This is a genomic window from Acinetobacter sp. IK40, from assembly GCF_035615075.1.
Lineage (GTDB): Bacteria > Pseudomonadota > Gammaproteobacteria > Pseudomonadales > Moraxellaceae > Acinetobacter > Acinetobacter courvalinii.
Window position 1 is genome coordinate 218,530 of record NZ_JANBOE010000002.1, and the last position, 19,546, is coordinate 238,075.

Sequence of the window (19,546 nt, forward strand, 5' to 3'; positions counted from 1 at the left end):
GCGTGTCGAGCGATCAAACTTATCTAAGCAGTTGCAAGCATCAAACAGATAAGCTTTACGGGAAATCGTTTATTCTAAATCAGCCAGTTGTAATGTTTGTACTGCTACTCCGTGCAGATTAGATAAATATTGAACGCCCTGTAAGAGCTACTCCAGACCATGAAAAATTTAAAATTAAAACATTATTTGGCGCTTACCCTCGCTCTTTCGGGCATTTTTGCGATCTGCTTTGAATCCTTTACAAAAGGCTTTGTCACCTATGTACCGTATGGCGGTGGTGAATTTGTTTACTTGAGAGAAATGCAAGGCTCAAATGAAGACGAAAGCGTACTGTTGTGGTTTTTCGGGATCATAAGCATTTTTCTTGGCAGCATAATGTATCTTCTAAAGAATACTGCCTATATTCTGAGAATGGGTTTCTTTGCATATGTATCCTTGTTTCTATGTGCACTCACGACAGATAGCGATCCTCTGAATCAACTTATTATAAATACGGTCAAGTTTGATCATAATATTTACCTGATCTTGTGGTGCCTTTCGGTTGCTCTCTACACAGGGATCTTTCTTAAACTATTTATTCAAAAAGGTAATTTAAGCGACCAATAAATATACCAAACTATTAATCAGGTCATAGTTTTTATTAAAAATGACTACATGTCATTATTTTTAGATTGGTTGTAGAATGTATTAATATGTAAATAAATATTTAAATAATAAGTGAGAACAGTAGACGGATTAATTTATTATGACTAAACAATCAGTCTTTAGATATGCAAAAACATTAAACTTTTCTAAGGGAATATTTATTTAATCATCAAAGGTTTGCATTGAAAAAATAATAAAACTGTACTTTTAATATATTTTTTAAATAATAAAAAATTAAATAATCCAATCTTATTTCATTGAAAATTCAAGAATAAATTTATGCATGATGACTTGAGAAGCACTATGTTTTATTTTAATTAAAATCTATTAAAAACAAATATTTAAGTTTATTGTTTTTTTGATGTAAGGGATTAGTTAATTTGGGTGAAAACAGTATTGTTATAGCAATTTTAAATAAAAAGTAGTGCTTTAATAAAAGTTATTTATGTATTATGCAAAAAATAGGGTAAAAAAATAAGCTCTAAAAGAGCAGTCAAATTAAAACGATTGTAATGTTCAGGGTTAGTTTTTTCACATCTATTCATTCCAACAATTTAATGTAAAAAGGTTTAAACCATGAAAAAGACTTTTTATTATTTATCAGCAATTGCTGTTGGGTTATTTTCTCTCAATACAGCAAATGCCGCTACAGCAACGGGTACATTGACTGTTAGAGCGACAGTAACCAATAGCTGTGTTTTAAATACCTCAGCCACAGGTACCACTTCAAATGCAGTCTTAGACTTTGGAACATTAAGTTCACTTGCGGGCAATGTAGACGCAGACACCACAACCACAGGCGGTACCCCGATCAGAGTCCTTTGCAATAACACCGTACCTTGGACCTTGTCATTTGATGGTGGACAGAATGTTTTATCAACCCAACGTCGTATGATCGGTGGAGCAACCACGACCGAATATATTCCTTATAACCTTTTCTCGGACACGGGTCGCGCAACAGCAATCGGTATTGCCACAACTGCCTACAGTGGTACAGGGACGGGTAATGTTCAAACCGTTAACGTCTATGGCCGTATTCCAGCCGGCACCACTTTACCAAGCGCTGGAAGTTATTTAGATACAGTAACAGTGACTGTAACTTATTAATGTTTATAAATAAGAAATACTGTTAGCCCTTTAAAAGGGCTAATGCTTTAAAAGATTTATTTGAGTAAGTCATGAAAAAAAACATCATTATTATTACAAGTTTATTCTTATCTCTATCTAGCACTTTGAATGCAGCTACAATCCGAATTTCACCTGTGAATGTAGAATTATTGAGCAATCAGAATGCTTCTTCGATCAGTCTGTTTAACCAGTCGAATGAAAGTACCGATTTGCAGATTCGGGTGTTTAAATGGATACAAAACAATGGACAAGATGAGTTAATTCCAACCGATGAGATTGCGATTAGCCCGCCTTTTTTAAAATTAAAAGCGAATGATTCTTATAACTTGCGTGTAGTCAGAATTAATCCAGCAGCGATTTCTGGTGAAAAAACCTATCGTATTATTATTGATGAGTTACCTAAGCCAATGGATAGCCGTAAAACCGCGCAAGGCCTAAATGTATTACTTCGCTCTTCATTACCTGTTTTCGTGGTAGATAAAGACGCGATTACTCAACTGAATTGGAAAATAGATCCTGATCAGAAGACGCCGTCTTTAAAGATGAGCAATATTGGAAATCGACATGCGCTTTTAAATGATTTAACGCTTGTTGATACGACCGCAGGAAAAAGTTATCCCATACAAGTAAACACCGTAAATGGTTATATTCTTGGACAGCAGAGCCGAAGTTACCCGATTGATAATTTTACATATCAGCCAACTCATAAATACAGTGTATCTCTGACAATAAATGGTAAGAAAACAACACTTTAAGAGGCTTATATGAAATACATTATAGGTGTCTTATGTGTTGCATATCTTCCTGCATATTGTTTTGCTGAGCAACTTCAAGATCATACCAATACCGCAACTCCTGATGTGCCAGATGCGATTAATCGCAATAATCAGTTTGCGCAAGCAAAGGATGCCGGACCGGAACAAGATCTTAACTTTACTCAGCTTTTTTTAAATATTTCCATGAATACCAATGCGTCCGAAGACTTGGTTGCGGTGAAACAATCTAAGCAGGGTAAGTTATATATCCGTGCCCGTGACTTAAAAGCGTTAAGACTGAAAATAGATGAACAGACGCCTGAAAACCAATGGATATGTATTAATGATCTACAGGGCATCCAGTTTCAATACCAAGAGAATGAGCAAGCTCTAAAGTTAAAGGTTCCTTCGAGCATATTGACAGGCTATGCAGTGGACCTCAATGGCCAACAGATCACCAGTCCGGATTTGCTCAAGATGAAACCCTTAAACGCGGCTATTCTCAACTATAGCCTGTATAACAGCATCATCAATGACGAAAATACCTTTTCCGGGTCCGTTGAGGGCATTTTTAACAGTGCGATCGGTAATTTTTCTTCAGGCGCTTTATATAATGGCAGCAATGACAATAGTGATCGCCATGAAAAATGGGTACGTCTGGAAACAAAGTGGCAATATGTCGATCCTGAAAAGATCAGGCTATATACCCTAGGCGACTTTATTTCCAATAGTCCTGACTGGGGCAGTAGTGTACGTCTTGCCGGTTTCCAGTGGTCCAGCGCCTATACCCAGCGCGGTGATATTGTGACCTCGGCATTGCCGCAATTCTCCGGTTCGGCTGCACTGCCTTCGACACTTGATTTATACGTCAACCAGCAAAAGATTTATTCAGGATTGGTGCCTTCAGGACCATTTGACATTAAACAACTTCCGTTTATTTCCGGGAATGAAGTTACGCTGGTGACTACCGATGCAACCGGACAGCAAAGTATTACCAAAAAACCTTACTACTTTTCATCCAAGATTCTGGCAAAAGACATTAATGAATTTTCAGTAGATGTCGGGGTTCCACGTTATAACTATGGGCTGAAATCAAACCAATATGATGATGCTACCTTTGCATCCGGTGCGATCCGATACGGTTACAGCAATTCACTGACATTAAGCGGTGGTGTGGAAGCTTCGACAGATGGTCTTTCGAATCTCGGCACCGGATTTGCCAAGAATATTTTGGGTGTTGCAGTGATTAATGCGGATATCGCAGCAAGCCAGTATAAAGATGAAAACGGCTATTCGTCCTTGCTTGGCCTGGAAGGGCGAATTAGCAAGAATATTTCATTTAACAGCAGTTACCGCAAAGTATTTGATAATTATTTTGACCTTGCCCGTGTCTCTCAAGTCAGATATTTAAAAGATAACCAGATCAATGCCGAAGCACAAAACTATCTGAGCTATAGCGCACTGGCAAATGAAATTTTCAGGGTAGGGATTAACTATAACTTTTATGCAGGCTATGGGGCTTATCTGGGGTATAACCAGATCAAATACAGCAATAATTCCTACAAATTGCTGTCTGCCAATTTAAGCGGAAGTATTAACAAGAACTGGGGATTTTATACCTCTGCCTATAAAGACTATGAGAATAATAAAGACTATGGCATTTACTTTGCGCTGCGCTATACACCGTCTAGCAAATTCAATGCAATCACGAGTGTATCCAGTGACAGCGGCAGCTTGAATTATCGCCAGGAAATATTTGGTTTGTCAGAACCGCAAATCGGTTCATTTGGATGGGGTGGCTATGTGGAACGAGATCAGGATGCCAAAGAAAACAATGCTTCGTTCTATGCTTCTTACCGTGCTCGCGCAGCCTACCTGACCGGACGTTATAACCGATCTGGAGATAACGACCAGGTGGCACTTTCAGCGACGGGCTCACTGGTTGCGGCAGCGGGACGCATCTTTGCAGCCAATGAAATTGGCGAAGGTTATGCAGTGGTGACCAATGCAGGACCGCAAAGCCAGATTCTAAATGGTGGGGTTAATTTAGGTTTTACCGATAAGGCCGGTCGGTTTCTCATTCCTAGTCTCATGCCATATCAAGAGAATCACATTTATTTAGATCCGTCCTATCTTCCTTTAAATTGGAGTGTTAAAGCGACCGACCAAAAAACCGTGGTCGGCTATCGCCAGGGAACCTTGGTTGACTTCGGTGCGCATCAGGTTATTTCCGGATTAGTCAGACTTGTGGATCAAAACAACTCACCGTTATTGCCGGGCTATTCGGTTCGAATTAATGGACAGCAGCAGGGTGTAGTGGGTTATGACGGTGAAGTATTTATTCAAAATCTATTAAAGCAAAACAAACTTGAAGTTGATCTTCTGGATCATGGCTCGTGCCAAGTTGACTTCAGCTATAACAGCAATCAGTACTCAAATCAGAAATTGGGACCATATATATGTCGATAAGAATTTTTAATAAGACTCAAATAGAAAGCTACAAGACATTTCCATGGTTTTTGAAATACCTCCTCGGTATTTGCTTGTTTTATCTGTTTTACGCATTTTTTAGTCCAGCCCATGCTGCCTGTACGGTAACTGGAACCACCAACAATACTTTTACCTATACCGCAGCAAATATTAATAGTGATGCCACCGTAAACCTATCAGGAACAATAACTTGTACGACTCTGGGAATTCCCCAGACTTCTACGTATATGTGCATGAAAACCGTTTTTACCGGAACAACCAATAGCCTTAATAATGTTTCACTCCCTTATACCGTAGCCGCTACAGTAGGTGGAGCAGGGTCTACCACCACTAACCAAACCTCTAATGTCTGGTATGGGCCCGTAAGAACCGTGGCTTCAAACAATATCATTAATTACTCAGTGAACGTGAAAGTGCCTGCCCGAACAGGATCGCTTGTCGCCTATCCGCAAGGAACATATACGGCTACAGTCCGTCTGTATTGGGATATGGATGCGTTGGGCTTAGTGTGCGGTGATTTAATCGGTGGCTGGGATTCAGGCGATACACTGCTCACAGCTAACTTCGTGGTTCCAAGTCTGTGTCAATTAAACTCAACTTCAAATGTTGATTTTGGCAATATTAACGATATAGGTGTGACAAAAAGAGACTACATAACTCAAGGGGCTGTGAATACCACGTGTAATTATGGAACACCCTATAGTATTTATTTAGGCGATGGTAATAACCGTATAAGTGGTGGATTTAGGCGCATGAGCAACGGTAATAATGGATTTATTCCGTATCAGCTCTATAAAGATTCTAGTTATAGTACGGTATGGGATGCTACAGGTGGTGTCACCAATGTTGGGGGTGCAGGAGGCGTCTCAAAAACCGGCACAGGTAACGCGCAAAGTACTCCTGTTTATGGAAAAATTCCGCAAGGTACCAGCATTGCAAGCACTCCAGGGAATTACTCAGATACTGTGGTGGTTACGGTCACGTATTAAGCCATTTCAAAAAATTCAAAACTCAACTCGTTTCTATAAAGACCGCTTATTGAAGCGGTTTTTTAAGGTCTTGTGCACAGCTTTTCACTCAATTTATTTTTGTTAGTTCGAACATTAAACGTTCCAACTAAGCAGATTTTGCTACCAGAAGGCCTGTTGATATACATGTTATGGGTATTGTATTGTTAATCCAGTGTGCGCATAACTAAAAATTGCAATTAAAAAGCACGCGATGTTGCTCAATCAAAATGAAAAGGTTTGCATATATTTGATAAATATGAAATATTGATCTCAGTCAAACTAAGCTTAAAAAGTAAGTTTAATTATTTTCTTTCAGAACCCACAAAAACCTCTTGTGGGTATTTTTTTGGGACATGCTAATGATGAAATGGATTTCTTTATTCACTTTTTTGTTCATATCAAACACAAGTTTTGCTTATGAAATTACAGAACATAGCGGCAAATGTTTTTTGCAAAATGATAAAAAAACATTTTCCTGCTCAATTCAAAAAGGTAAAAGTTATGGGGGGAAGTTTGTATATATCGAATTTGATCAAAAAGAATATTTGATTGAGCAATCAACTTCTTGTGGAGGAGTATGTAAACCTTACTTAGGCACTACCCCAGAAGATGTATTGGTTGCAAAAAGCTATAAACACAGTGATTGGAATTGTTACAAACAGGAAAAAGGAAGTATGAATATCTGCTATAAGTTAGATAAATAATTCAATTTTTCAGCGTCATCTATAAAAGCTATTTAGAAATACTTGTTTCAGAGAGTTAACTCATTCAAATCATATGGAACGAAATAGTGCAGTGAACCATACATTACTTACACATTAATCATTAGAAAATTATAGGGCTACATAAGTGTAGGAGTAAAAATTTATGGTAGAAAATAAAAATGATGTTCTACATATAAATTGCAAAAGATCAACTCCAAACTTGATCTTGAGTGTTATTGCTTTACATTTATTTGAGTAAAAAAATAGCGGCAAGTGGATAAAGCTTGCCGCTATTTTTCTGTTTTGGATACAGAAAAGACAAATAAAGAAACCTTAGTAATAAAAAATCAACATTTGTATAACAAGAGTTCTATGACAAAAACATTATTTTGATTTTGCCAATACTGATACTTGATAAGAACAGGCATAATTCGGTTGGTTTGATAGCGTAAGCCCTAGTGTAATCACTCAGGGCTTTTTTTATTGATTTGATGGTTGGTCTCTGATTAAGCAGTTGGAGCATAAACACGGGTAGAGCATTTGATTTCTCCTATATTCTTAGATGATTTAATTTGTAACTTCAAATTGGAATGTTTTCTATTTTCAGCATGCACAGCTCATTCGATATCTACAAAAATGCATGTCACTGTTTGTGTGCAGTGTGTGAATTAAAGTCTTTAGGAGATAGGAGAATGTTTTAATATAAATACTAATATGTTGAATTGATTTAAATTTTATTTAGATATGTTTAATTTAAGCTTTAGTATCTATAAGTAAATACAACGAACTTTATTGTTAATTTTGTAAAAATAAAAAATAAAAAATATTTTTAAGTTTATGTTTTTTAAAATTATATATATTTTATATTTACATTAATAATATTGGATACAGATGTATGATTCTTTATTGAATTTATATCATCTACTTTAAATGAGCTATTAACCCTTTACGAAGAATATTCAACGAGTGGCATAAGTATGGCTGTTTAAAATTATGAACAAATGACCCCACTCTTGAATTTACAAGTAGGGATATAGAATGGAAATATGAAAAAGCTTCCCATAAGTGGAAATGCTCATGAATTAAGTTAAAGGATATTAGTATGAAAGCTATTTTAACGAAGAAAATTATTAGCTGTGTCGCAGTTAGTGGTATTTTAAGTTTTAGTGCATTTGAGAGTATGGCAGCGAATCCACAAACTATAAATGATGAAAAGAATCACTCTAAAATATTAAATGAAAACCATGAAAATCTGACTGATAGTCAAATTTTTAAGATATTAAGTACAGCTAACAATGGTGAAATTAAGCAGGCGAAAACTGCATTGCCAAAGCTAAAAACGGATAAAGCTAAGAAATATGCTGAAATGATGATTAATGAACATTCAGCCAATGAAAAAAATGCACAAGCATTAGCAAGTCGTTTAAAGTTGAGTTCACAAGCCAGCCATCTTAGTAAATCATTGCAAAATGATAGTGATAAAATTGTTAGTAAGCTTAATCAAACAACATCAGATACTGATAAAAATTATATGATGAGTCAAGTTGAAGGTCACCGTAAAGTTTTGACGATCATTGATAAGCAGTTGATACCAAACACGAAAAGTTCTGAATTAAAAAATATGCTCGTACAAACACGTGAGGCCGTTGCGAAACACTTAAAAGCGGCTGAAGATACATTTAAAAATATGAAATAATATACAATCACAATATCTTTTAAAATTGCGTATACATAAAATCATTATTTCCAGCAGGGTAGTGTAAAGCTTGAATATTATGGGTAATGTTTAATCTAGAGAAATATAATGATTGTGGGGTGAAGGACGATATAATCGTGAAGACTATTTAAACAAGAATTTTTATTGATGATAAATATTTTTTAATTAATAACATCTCCTTACTTAATAGGGACAGTTGTAAAACATAACCAACCTAAATGTGAATTATACTAATAATCATCAAGCATATTTCAAAAGTTCTTTTAATATTCTAGCTCTTTTGAAAGACACTAGATTTTAAAATATAGGGAGTAAGAAAATGGTAAATACAAAACAATCAAATTTAGATGGTAATCATACGACTCAAAAAGAGCCATCTTCTAATGGTAATCTATCAAATAGCAAACCGTTACAAGATACTTCATCCACAATTGATAATGCTCGTCCGGATTTAAACTCTCCACCGGCTAATAACAATCATGTACCCGATATGAATGAAGGGGGAGAGAATTTGGTTGCTACAGGTGCAGGAACCTTGGGAGGAGCGGCGGTAGGTGCTGCATTTGGTGTTGTTGGTGGCCCTCCAGGTGCTGTTGTTGGGGGGATTATTGGTGGTGTGGTAGGGGCAATAGCAGGTAATGACATAGCCCAAACAGATAATAAACAAGATGATAGTGATTACTGGCAAGATGATAATTATTGGCGAGAAAACTATAAAAAAATGCCATATTATACTGAAAGCAAGAATCTAGAATATGATCGTGATTATCGAGCAGCTTATCGTTTAGGTTATGAAAATCGCGTGCATAATAATGCAGAAATTAATTTTTCCGAGGTTGAATCTACATTGAAAACTAAATGGGAGCAAGTTAAAGGCAGTTCACGTTTACAGTGGGAGGAAGCTAAATTTGCTGTAAAAGATGGATGGGAGAAAATTAATCCTTAAGTCATTTAATACTTAGAAAGTCTCCTCTATGGGGGAGACTTTGCGATGCTATATTTTTAAGCTAATTTTTAATTTTAAAGATCGCTTTTATAGTCGAAAGTTGGCTCAAGTATATTTAGTAACTGTGCTCGACTTCGAGCTATTGGTTCGTAGCTTGCGCACATTACAACCTCCATTTTTATAAATAACACACTCTAACCCTTCGGAATCTCTTCATCTCTCGGCTTTCTCACATCCTTAACAAATCGTTTTTCCTTGGCACCATACTTTTTAAAGTTCTCACGGGCTTGGTTTAGCGAAGGTAGGTTTGCACCGCCAGCGTAATCATGGTCTTCTGCTTGCACAGGATCATCTTCCCAGAAGCATACAGAGCAGATAACATAGTCGCCGTTTGATGGCTCATCTCTGGTTAAATAGCCACAGCATAAACACGGGTAGAGCATTCTATTTCTCCATTAATTCTTATGAGCTTTTTTTCTCAAGCTTTTCAGCAAAATTAGAACTCACATACACTACATTCTTTGGCTCCACCAAAGAGACATTTTTCTCTTCATCTATCACAGCACATAGGGTAGAACCGCATAAGATGCGGTAATGTTTTAGGTTGGTTTCTACACCAGTTATTCTTACTAATGGTAAATCTTTAATATTATTAAGGATAAGTTTTCCAGAACTTGAACCTTTTTTCTCTAGATGATTTAAGCCATGTAAACTTGATAAAAATAAACCATAAATAATTGCCATAAGCATGATTGATGAAAAAAAGCCATTTTCAGTCTCAGTTTTTGAAATCTGATTGTGAATATATGGTTTATGTTCAAGACGGAAATCAATTTTCTTACGAACAAAATTGGCAATTTTCTCAGACATTCGAGATCTTATTTCCAAAGAAGTGTCTATATAACGAATAAAAAAATAGCAAAAAATGATTAGAAGGGAATATGCAATTGGGTTCAATCCTTTAATGTAACCCCAGTAAATTTTGTCTTGAACGCTAAATCCTAGAACTATAGGGTCAACATAGAATGTGTGTAATAAACCACCTAAATAAGCTTGCCCAGATACAAATAGAAAAATAGCAATTAAAGAAATAATGATTGCTGTATCCAATGAAAAATTAAACTTCATATTCTTTCCTTTTTATTTCTTCTTCGGGTAATTCTTGCCATTCCCACCTGGTAAGCAATCACATGCTTTACTATCTCCATCGTGGTCTAAGCTTTTCCAGCCAGTTTGCCCAGATTTTTTTCTTTGCTCATACCAAGCTTGTGCTTCTTTTTGAGTTCCAAAGTCAGAGCAATTTTTAGCTTGCAAAGAAAAAGGAATAAATAAAAATATTACTAATAGAATAAACTTCATTATTACCACTTAAACACAGTGTAAATTTTACTAAAAATAGTTTGGTGAATTAAAATGCCATAATTTATGCGCCAAATGGTAGCACAACATACCCCAATATGAGTTATAGTTTAATGGATTAGATAAGTTGATTACTCTGTAAAGTCGTATTAATTCAGAGTATTGGGAAGGAATAATAAGTAATTATGGATACTAAACCTCAAATCTTTAACATGGCAGGTGTAATTCCTCCTATTGATGAAAATGATGGAACAAGTCCTCATAGATCTCCGTATACAATTTCTATTGTTAATTTGATTGAGTTATTTGCGTACACAGAAGAAAGAAGAGCAATTTTAGACGGTTTATTACGATATCGAGCAGAATTATATAAAGCGGGCTTAGCATCTGGTTATCAATGGCTAAATGGTAGTTTTACAACTAACATAGAAACTTTGGAAAATAGGCCTCCTAATGATATTGATGTTGTTACCTTTTTTCATCTTCCAAATGGTGAAACACAACTAAGTTTTTTGCCAAAAACAAAAGATTTATTTACAACAAAACTTACTAAGTTGAACTTTAAAGTTGATGCATATCCAGTGATTTTAGGGCAAAATTTAACTTATGAGTTAATTCAACGCATCACTTATTGGTATAGCATGTGGTCACATCGTAAAAGTGATAATTTATGGAAAGGATTTCTAGAAGTGCCACTTAATTATGAGGAAGATCAACAAGCTATAGTTTTACTTAATTGCAAAGGAGGTATAGCGTAATGAATGCTCTTATGTATGCTAACCTTACTGCGGAAAGAAATACTCTTAAAGAGTTATTAGCAAATATTCCAGAAGAGAATGTTATTGATAGATATGGATTGGAAAATAGGCTTGAAGAGGTCGAGAACTGTTTGGAATCAGCCAATCCTTACCATATCGTAAAAAGAGCGAAATTAACGTTTCGAGGTAATCCTGTTATCGGTAGTGAAGCTATTTCCGCTAGTTTTGCAACGAAGGCCACAAAGATATTCTCTGATGCTGTTTCTGCAATATCAGCAGGATTAACTGGTGAGTTCCATTTTAAAGGTAAAATACCACATAGCAACTTGAATCAGCTTATGATCACTGGAACTGCCATTGGATCGTTTGGTTTTGAGTTAGAGCTACCAAGACCAGATCAAACTGATTTATGTCCTGAAGTTTCAATTACTGAAAAGGCGATTAATAATATTAGGACCTTATTTGAGTTAGCCGCTACTGGGACAGATGATGAATTAATTGATATTCTTGAAGAGATACATCCAAGAGCTATATCAAAAATTCATGAGTTTCTAAGTTTTTTAGATGAACAAGATGCAAGATGTGGATTGGAATTCGATAATCACTTTTTCAGATTTCAGGATAGTAAACAAATTTCTTTTGCGCTATCTCGTTTAAATGAAGATAATTTTTTAGAAAAAATAATTCCATATAGAGGTATCTTTCAAGGGATTTTACCATCAACACATTCATTTGAGTTTAGGACAGAGATTGATGGTGATTTGATTAAGGGTAAGATCAGTTCTGATATTCCTCATAAGGATTTAATTAATCCTAAATGGTTATTTAAATCAGTTACAGTTAATTTTGCTGTCGCAACTATAGGAAATAGTAGACCTAAGTTTATTCTGAAATCTATAGATAATATATTCTTAAATCAATAAATACTATTAAGCCCACCCAAAGGTGGGTTTTTTATGAAAAAATTTTATTGAGGCGAAATTTTCACCAACAAAAGAACCGAGCAAAAAATTGGAAAATTCTATAAAATAAACAAAATGATTTACTCAATTTAAAATTTGGCTTTTGACATAAATGACTGATATAGAAATAGAAACACATCCATTACAACCGTTTTTACCTTCCAATGCCAAGCTATTGATGCTCGGTAGTTTCCCGCCGCCGCAAAGCCGCTGGAAGATGAATTTTTACTATCCTAACTATCAGAACGATATGTGGCGGATATTTGGTCTGATTTTCTTTCAAGATAAAAATCATTTTTTAGATTTACCTAATAAAAACTTTAAACAGCAACTGATTCAGGATTTTCTGACTCAGATTGGTGTCGGAATATTTGATACGGCGTATCAGATAAAACGCTTACAAGGGAATGCTTCGGATAAATTTTTAGAAATTGTCACACCTACAGATTTATCAAAGTTACTTGAACAGATTCCCATGTGTCATACCATCATGACCACGGGAGATAAGGCCACAGATACATTGATGCAGCATTTCCCCGATCAGCCGATCAAACCGCTGATTGGTCAATCTGTACAGGTTAAACATCTCGATCGGGAACTGAATTTATATCGTTTACCGTCGTCATCACGTGCATATCCATTAGCACTGGAAAAAAAAGCAGAGGTATATCAGCAATTTTTTAAACAAATTGGTTTAATTTAATTATATAAAAGGGAAATAAATGAAGGATGTTGAGAGCCCAATTGATTTAAGAATTTTCGCTGATGCTTTGGAATGGCAACAAACGGCGAATGTGAAAAGACCGTGGCGAAAGGATTTCTTTGAATATTATGTCAATCTAATTAGACAGCATGTGTCTGGACAATGTCATGTATTGGAACTTGGTTCTGGACCTGGATTTTTAGCTCAACATTTGCTCTCACAACTTGCTGATCTTCGATATACCGCTTTTGATTTTTCAGAAGCAATGCATCAGCTGGCACAAGAAAAACTTAATAATACTGAGAGAGCTCGGGCAACCTATATTGTTGGAAATTTTAAAGAGACGGGCTGGCAAAATACTTTTACTCAGCAATATGATCTGATCATTATCCATCAAGCATTACACGAGTTGCGACATAAACGCTATGCAACCAATTTTCATAAAATCGCAAAAACCTTGTTAAAACCTCAAGGCCATTATTTAGTATGTGATCATTTGTGTGCAGCACATGCAATGCAGAATGATCAGCTTTATATGACCAGGCAAGAGCATGTGAATGCACTTGAACAGGCATCTTTTACACAAATCAAGATGCCGTTAGAGATAGAAGGGCTATGTTTATTTGAGATCAATTGGGTTTAACTAAACAAGCTTCGTTACATCATCCATTCAACTGGAAAATAAGACACAACGTGCATGGTAAAGCGCTGGAATCTGGTGCTTTCAGGGTCATGATGATGCTCAACCACTTCACCATTTGGCTTATGTTCATACCAGACAATATTGCCATTTTGATCTAGTTTGAGCTGATAGGCCACTTGTAGCAAATGCTGATCCAGCATAGCCGTAATCTGGTCTTGTAAATGATCAGATTCAACTACTAAACCAACTTCAGTGTTTAAATGCGCAGAGCGTGGATCAAAGTTAAATGAACCAATAAACACCTTTCCATCGACATCAAAGAATTTGGCATGCAAGCTGGAGCGATTCTTGCCTTTCACCGGGATTACGCTCCCAGTCGCAATTTCATACCATGTTCGTTTTTTACGTTCAATATTCGGTTTAAATTCATACAGCTGTACACCACTTTGTAGTAGTGGTTTTCGGTATTGGCTATAAAAAGAGTGCACCACGGCGACATCATTGGCTACCAGACTATTGGTCAGAACACGTACTTTTATCCCGTCTTTAGAGAGTTGATTGAGGTAGGCAGTTCCTTGTTGAGTCGGTACAAAATAAGCAGAGACCAGCTCCATATGTTGTTCAGGTTTGCCCATAATTTTCAGAACTTGAGCATATAAAAGCTGCTGATTTTTGGCCTTTCCTAAGGCCTTACTCGGGTGATCAGCGACAAAATGCGCTTTTGCCCATTGCACCGGATAGTTTTGTAGGCGAAGTTTTAAATAATCTTGTGCGGCCTCGAGTTTATCTTCGGTCGGGGTATCAACCTGATCTAAGGCTTTATAGCTATTTCTTAAATCCTCAAGTTGCTGCGGCGAAGCCGCACCCATTAATTGTTCTGTTGAATAACTGAGTGGATCGGACCAAAATTCATCGAAAACCTGTTCTGCGCGATCGACTGCTTTACCGTAGAATAAAATATCCATATCGCTAAACTGGAATTGCTCACCTGCATCAAAGTATTCACTACTGATATTACGGCCACCTGTTACGGCAATCGAATGATCGGCAATGGTAAGCTTATTATGCATACGATGATTAATCTGTTTCAGCCTAAATACATAATCAATAAAACGTAAATGTCTAAACTTATAGGGATTGAAAATACGGATTTCAAAATTTGGATGTCGGGCGAGGGCTTTTAAGGTTTTGTCTAATTTTATGCCATTCTGATCATCAATCAGTAAACGGACTTTTACCCCGCGGTCTGCTGCTTTGAGCAATTCATGCAACATCATGTTGCCGATGACATCATCATTCCAGATATAGTATTGTAAATCCAGCTGATGCTGGGCATTTCGAATCAAATGTATCCGTGAGGCCATACTTAAGAAGGCATCATCCAAAGCTAAAAAAGCCGTTAAACCGTTTTCAATATTAAGATCGGCTTGTGGATCATTCATCCACTTTGTTTTAGTGTTCAAGAAGTTACTCCGATCATGGTTCTGATTAGGGGGCAAAGAACAGCCGCCCATTCCAAACATAATAACAAGAGCCATGATTTTAAAATGGTATGAATTGTTTATGATTTTATTGATCAAGCGTGCCAGTCCAACAATAATGTATAGATGTTTGATTTTGTTATATCTCTAAACGCTTTTGGGTTCCAAGGTTTAAATGTAATAATAAATATAATCAATATTTTATCATTTTAAAAACTTAATTTTTCTATCTCAGTTCTTCTTGAAAGCGAGCGCTTTAAGTCTATCAATGAGCAAACATTGAGTTATATTACTATACTGGTGTATAGTATATTTTTAGATTTAATGTGGTCGACATTATGCCTAAACAATTAGAGGATAAAACTAAGATTCTCACACGTGTAAGACGAATCCAGGGGCAAGTTCAAAGTGTAGAGCGTGCTTTGGAAAATGACACAGAATGTGCTGATATTTTGCAGCAAATCTGTGCAGTTCGTGGCGCATTAAATGGTTTGATGACCGAACTTCTCGAAATTCATTTAAAAGATACCTTGGTCGTTGGTGAATCTTCGGAGTTACAACGCAGTCAAGAGCTCATTCAAGTCAGTAAAATTCTTAAATCTTATTTAAAGTAAGGAGTGTCATTGTGATTAAATCTCGTGCAGCCGTTGCTTTTGCCGCAGGCGAACCATTACAAATCGTAGAGCTGGATGTTGAACCACCCAAGAAAGGGGAAGTCCTGATTAAAATTTCCCATACCGGGGTCTGCCATACTGACGCTTTCACTCTATCAGGTGATGATCCGGAAGGTGTTTTTCCGGCAGTGCTGGGGCATGAAGGTGCTGGGGTTGTAGTGCAAGTTGGTGAGGGGGTGACCAGTGTTGCAGTCGGCGACCATGTGATTCCGCTGTATACCGCTGAATGTAAGGAATGCTTATTCTGTAAATCGGGTAAAACCAATTTATGCGTGGCAGTACGTGCCACCCAAGGTAAAGGTGTGATGCCAGATGGTACCACGCGTTTCTCTTATCAGGGGCAACCGATTTATCACTATATGGGGTGTTCAACTTTTAGTGAATATACCGTGGTTGCAGAAGTGTCTCTGGCAAAAATCAATCCTGAAGCCAATCATGAACAAGTCTGCTTATTGGGTTGTGGTGTGACCACTGGTATTGGCGCAGTACATAATACGGCGAAAGTCCAAGAGGGCGACAGTGTTGCTGTATTTGGTTTAGGCGGTATCGGCCTTGCTGTGGTACAAGGTGCACGTCAAGCCAAAGCTGGACGGATTATCGTGATTGATACCAATCCTGATAAATTTGAGTTGGCAAAACAGTTTGGTGCAACCGATTTCCTTAACCCAAAAGATTATGAACAGCCGATTCAGCAAGTGATTGTTGAAATGACCGGTTGGGGCGTTGATCATTCTTTTGAATGTATCGGCAACACCAATGTCATGCGTTCTGCACTTGAATGCGCACATCGCGGTTGGGGACAATCGGTGATTATCGGGGTTGCAGGTGCAGGTCAGGAAATCTCAACCCGTCCATTCCAGTTGGTAACAGGCCGTAAATGGATGGGAACTGCTTTTGGTGGTGTAAAAGGCCGTAGCCAATTACCAAAAATGGTGGAAGATGCAATGAAGGGCGAGATTGAGCTGGCACCATTCGTAACGCATACCATGCCATTGGATGATATTAATGAAGCCTTTGACTTAATGCATGAAGGCAAGTCGATTCGTACCGTGATTCATTTCTAACTTTATAATGATAGGATTTGATGATGTGAAATGCATCATCAAATCTCAGGTGGATCTTGATGTCAAAACCACGTTTAAAATTGCATGTCCGGGTTTTTTCAGAGGAGCAGATTGCTTTTGGTCCCGGTAAAGCGGAGCTACTCGAAGCGATCCAGCGTACAGGCTCAATTTCCCAGGCGGCAAAATCCATGCAGATGAGTTATCGCCGTGCATGGCAATTGGTAGACACCATGAATCAATGCTTTCATTCTCATCTGGTCGATACCCAAACAGGCGGAACGCATGGTGGTGGTGCAGTGGTAACTGAATTAGGGCAAGAGGTACTTAAAAAATTTAGAACTATGGAGCAGCAAGCGATTCAGGCTGTCGCAACTGAGTTTGAAGATTTAGCACACTATCTAAAAGTAAATAAATAATCCGATAAGCATAAAAAAATTAACACGCCTTATTCCACAATTTCGTCCAGCTTTGATGTCTCGCTAATCATCTGCTGATTTATAGCGCACATTGATTCGCACAACATATTTTTTAGCACCACAACGAAACCCTAGATGTTCACTCATGTTCATATAAGATATTAAGTAATTAATTTATATATAAAAATAAAATTGGCATAGTTTCTGCATTTATCTATTCAAACTTGTATACAAGATAGGATTCATAAAATGCATCAACTAAAAACTTTGGGCTGGACAATTTCTGAATGGCAAGCTGCGTATTTAAACAAAGAAATTCAGCTGGATATTTTAAAAGAACTGGTTGCAGCAATTGATCCTCATGATGTTGCCTGGATTTCTATTGTCAGCCCAGAACTATTGGAACAACAGATTCAGTCATTAACGCAACTGACTCAAGATGCTGACCATCTGCATAAACAGTTTCCGTTATACGGTGTGCCATTTGCAGTCAAAGACAATATTGATGTGGCTGGTTTTGTTACGACGGCGGCATGTAAGGCATTGAATACTGTTGCAACACAAGATGCTGAAACGGTTCATTTACTTAAACAAGCCGGAGCGATTGTTGTTGGCAAAACCAACCTTGATCAATTTGCCACAGGTCTGGTTGGCACACGTTCGCCATTTGGGGCAGTACCGAATAGTTTTAAAGCTGAATATGTCAGTGGCGGTTCAAGCTCCGGTTCGGCCAGTGTTGTGGCCAGAGGTTGGGTGCCATTTTCTTTGGGAACTGACACTGCAGGATCAGGACGCGTGCCAGCAGCCTTCAATAATATTGTCGGTTTAAAACCAACCAAAGGTCGTTTTTCTAATCGGGGTTTATTACCTGCAGTAAAAAGTATTGATTGTATTTCTATTTTTGCATTGACGGTTTCTGATGCGGAATTGGTGGCGAATCAGGCCGAAGCCTATGATGCTTTCGATAGCTATTCACGTCAGCACCCGAAAAATGTACCTGCACGTTTTTCCAGCAAATTGAAATTTGCCATTCCGGATAAATTGAACTTCTTTGGTGACCAGTTGTCAGAGAAAGCCTTTCAACACACCATCCAATTACTGGAAAGTTTAAATGCAGAAATCACGCCGATTGATTTTTCTGCTTTTGAGCAACTTGCAGCACAACTTTATCAAGGCGCTTGGGTGGCAGAGCGTACCGCTGCGGCTGCCAGTCTACTCAAAACCAATGCGGCTGATTTTGACCCGACTGTTTTAGAGATCATTCAACAAGGTGAAAAATATTCTGCGGTGGATGCCTACAATGCTGAATATTTAAAGCAGGACTTAAGCCGAAAAATTCAAACGAGTTTGGCTGAGTTTGATGCCTTGATCGTGCCAACGTCACCGACGATTTATCGCATTGAACAAATGCAGCAGCACCCGATTGAATATAACGCGCATTTCGGGACTTATACCAATTTCACCAACCTCGCTGATTTAAGTGCCTTGGCATTACCTGCGGGCTTTAGAGCAGACAATTTACCCTTTGGTATCACCTTGATTGCACCTGCCTGGCATGACGCAGCGCTGGTGCACTTCGGCAAAGCCTGGCAGAACTATCTAGCACTGAAACTCGGTGCTTTAGATAAGCCTTTATCTACAAATACCCCAACTTTACTGTCTCCTCACCATATTCGGGTCGCAGTTGTAGGGGCTCATCTAACCGGGATGCCATTGAATTTCCAACTCACCACGCGTGGTGCAGTGCATGTCGAAACCACCAAGACTTCTCAAAATTATGCACTGTATGCATTGAATGGCACCGTTCCACCCAAACCGGGTTTGGCTCGCCAGCAAGATGGGCAAAGCATCATTGTCGAGCTTTGGGATGTACCTGCAGCACGCTTCGGTGAGTTTGTGGCAGAAATTCCAACCCCATTGGGCATGGGCAATGTCGAACTTGAAGATGGCCGTTGGGTGAAAGGCTTTATTTGTGAACCCTATGGCTTAGGCGATGCCGAGAATATCAGCCATTTTGGCGGCTGGAGAGCATATATCCAGCATCGGAACAGTCAAGCAGATCAGCAACTCGCCAATACAGCCAATTAATTT

The 19,546-nt window shown here is 37.7% G+C and carries 20 protein-coding genes and 1 pseudogene; 16 read left to right on the forward strand and 5 right to left on the reverse strand.

Annotated features, from left to right (window positions below):
• Positions 1-159: 159 nt before the first annotated feature.
• The 8 genes from MSG93_RS05045 to MSG93_RS05080 all read left to right on the forward strand — a co-directional run bounded on the left by MSG93_RS05045 (position 160) and on the right by MSG93_RS05080 (position 9,395).
• Positions 160-606, forward strand: coding sequence for a hypothetical protein (locus tag MSG93_RS05045; RefSeq protein WP_324620834.1), 447 nt, complete (start codon positions 160-162; stop codon positions 604-606).
• 615 nt (positions 607-1,221) lie between these two features.
• Positions 1,222-1,752 carry a Csu type fimbrial protein gene (locus MSG93_RS05050; RefSeq protein ID WP_005286003.1) on the forward strand — a complete coding sequence of 177 codons (531 nt, stop codon included), beginning with the start codon at positions 1,222-1,224 and terminating at the stop codon, positions 1,750-1,752.
• A 71-nt stretch (positions 1,753-1,823) separates the two neighbouring features.
• Positions 1,824-2,528: a molecular chaperone gene (locus tag MSG93_RS05055; RefSeq protein ID WP_324620835.1), complete on the forward strand. Its 705-nt coding sequence runs from the start codon at positions 1,824-1,826 to the stop codon at positions 2,526-2,528.
• 9 nt (positions 2,529-2,537) lie between these two features.
• Positions 2,538-4,997: a fimbria/pilus outer membrane usher protein gene (locus MSG93_RS05060; RefSeq protein WP_324620836.1), complete on the forward strand. Its 2,460-nt coding sequence runs from the start codon at positions 2,538-2,540 to the stop codon at positions 4,995-4,997.
• Complete coding sequence (locus MSG93_RS05065) at positions 4,988-6,007, forward strand: spore coat U domain-containing protein (protein ID WP_324620837.1); 1,020 nt, start codon at positions 4,988-4,990, stop codon at positions 6,005-6,007. The genes MSG93_RS05060 and MSG93_RS05065 overlap by 10 nt, the downstream gene beginning before the upstream one ends.
• A gap of 380 nt (positions 6,008-6,387) precedes the next feature.
• Entirely contained in the window at positions 6,388-6,732 is a 345-nt protein-coding gene (locus MSG93_RS05070) for a hypothetical protein (protein WP_324620838.1), read from the forward strand.
• Positions 6,733-7,834: 1,102 nt separating this feature from the next.
• Positions 7,835-8,428, forward strand: a complete 594-nt coding sequence (locus tag MSG93_RS05075) for a DUF4142 domain-containing protein (protein WP_324620839.1) — start codon at positions 7,835-7,837, stop codon at positions 8,426-8,428.
• 340 nt (positions 8,429-8,768) lie between these two features.
• On the forward strand, positions 8,769-9,395 hold the full coding sequence (locus MSG93_RS05080) for a glycine zipper domain-containing protein (RefSeq protein WP_324620840.1): 627 nt from the start codon (positions 8,769-8,771) through the stop codon (positions 9,393-9,395).
• Positions 9,396-9,472: 77 nt separating this feature from the next.
• Here MSG93_RS05080 and MSG93_RS05085 read toward each other — a convergent pair.
• The 4 genes and pseudogenes from MSG93_RS05085 to MSG93_RS05100 all read right to left on the reverse strand — a co-directional run.
• Positions 9,473-9,559 (reverse strand): annotated as a pseudogene (locus MSG93_RS05085) (SOS response-associated peptidase); the annotation flags it as partial.
• A gap of 30 nt (positions 9,560-9,589) precedes the next feature.
• The gene (locus MSG93_RS05090; protein ID WP_005285987.1) at positions 9,590-9,838 is read right to left on the reverse strand and encodes a CPCC family cysteine-rich protein; all 249 of its coding nucleotides are present in this window, start codon (positions 9,836-9,838) and stop codon (positions 9,590-9,592) included.
• Between the two features lie 19 nt (positions 9,839-9,857).
• Positions 9,858-10,523 (reverse strand): hypothetical protein, encoded by a 666-nt coding sequence (locus MSG93_RS05095; protein ID WP_324620841.1) that lies wholly within the window; start codon positions 10,521-10,523, stop codon positions 9,858-9,860.
• A gap of 12 nt (positions 10,524-10,535) precedes the next feature.
• Positions 10,536-10,754 (reverse strand): hypothetical protein, encoded by a 219-nt coding sequence (locus MSG93_RS05100; protein WP_324620842.1) that lies wholly within the window; start codon positions 10,752-10,754, stop codon positions 10,536-10,538.
• Between the two features lie 185 nt (positions 10,755-10,939).
• On the opposite strand from MSG93_RS05100, the gene MSG93_RS05105 reads away from it, so the two are divergent.
• The 4 genes from MSG93_RS05105 (at position 10,940) to MSG93_RS05120 (ending at position 13,820) form a co-directional block, all read left to right on the forward strand.
• Positions 10,940-11,512 (forward strand): DUF6932 family protein, encoded by a 573-nt coding sequence (locus tag MSG93_RS05105; RefSeq protein WP_126687321.1) that lies wholly within the window; start codon positions 10,940-10,942, stop codon positions 11,510-11,512.
• Positions 11,512-12,435, forward strand: a complete 924-nt coding sequence (locus MSG93_RS05110) for a hypothetical protein (RefSeq protein WP_005285978.1) — start codon at positions 11,512-11,514, stop codon at positions 12,433-12,435. Before MSG93_RS05105 ends, MSG93_RS05110 begins: the two co-directional genes overlap by 1 nt.
• A gap of 151 nt (positions 12,436-12,586) precedes the next feature.
• A complete protein-coding gene (locus MSG93_RS05115; RefSeq protein WP_005285976.1) occupies positions 12,587-13,177 on the forward strand; it encodes a uracil-DNA glycosylase family protein in 591 nt (196 codons plus the stop codon).
• Positions 13,178-13,196: 19 nt separating this feature from the next.
• On the forward strand, positions 13,197-13,820 hold the full coding sequence (locus tag MSG93_RS05120; RefSeq protein WP_005285974.1) for a class I SAM-dependent methyltransferase: 624 nt from the start codon (positions 13,197-13,199) through the stop codon (positions 13,818-13,820).
• Between the two features lie 14 nt (positions 13,821-13,834).
• Here the strand turns inward: MSG93_RS05120 and MSG93_RS05125 are convergent, their stop codons facing one another.
• Complete coding sequence (locus MSG93_RS05125) at positions 13,835-15,343, reverse strand: phospholipase D family protein (protein ID WP_324621018.1); 1,509 nt, start codon at positions 15,341-15,343, stop codon at positions 13,835-13,837.
• Positions 15,344-15,639: 296 nt separating this feature from the next.
• Between MSG93_RS05125 and MSG93_RS05130 the strand changes: the two genes are divergently transcribed.
• The 4 genes from MSG93_RS05130 to atzF all read left to right on the forward strand — a co-directional run bounded on the left by MSG93_RS05130 (position 15,640) and on the right by atzF (position 19,543).
• Entirely contained in the window at positions 15,640-15,915 is a 276-nt protein-coding gene (locus MSG93_RS05130; protein ID WP_324620843.1) for a metal/formaldehyde-sensitive transcriptional repressor, read from the forward strand.
• A 14-nt stretch (positions 15,916-15,929) separates the two neighbouring features.
• The gene (locus MSG93_RS05135; RefSeq protein WP_032869770.1) at positions 15,930-17,039 is read left to right on the forward strand and encodes an S-(hydroxymethyl)glutathione dehydrogenase/class III alcohol dehydrogenase; all 1,110 of its coding nucleotides are present in this window, start codon (positions 15,930-15,932) and stop codon (positions 17,037-17,039) included.
• Positions 17,040-17,098: 59 nt separating this feature from the next.
• Complete coding sequence (locus MSG93_RS05140; protein WP_324620844.1) at positions 17,099-17,455, forward strand: winged helix-turn-helix domain-containing protein; 357 nt, start codon at positions 17,099-17,101, stop codon at positions 17,453-17,455.
• A 249-nt stretch (positions 17,456-17,704) separates the two neighbouring features.
• Positions 17,705-19,543, forward strand: a complete 1,839-nt coding sequence (gene atzF, locus MSG93_RS05145) for an allophanate hydrolase (protein ID WP_324620845.1) — start codon at positions 17,705-17,707, stop codon at positions 19,541-19,543.
• Positions 19,544-19,546: the final 3 nt, after the last annotated feature.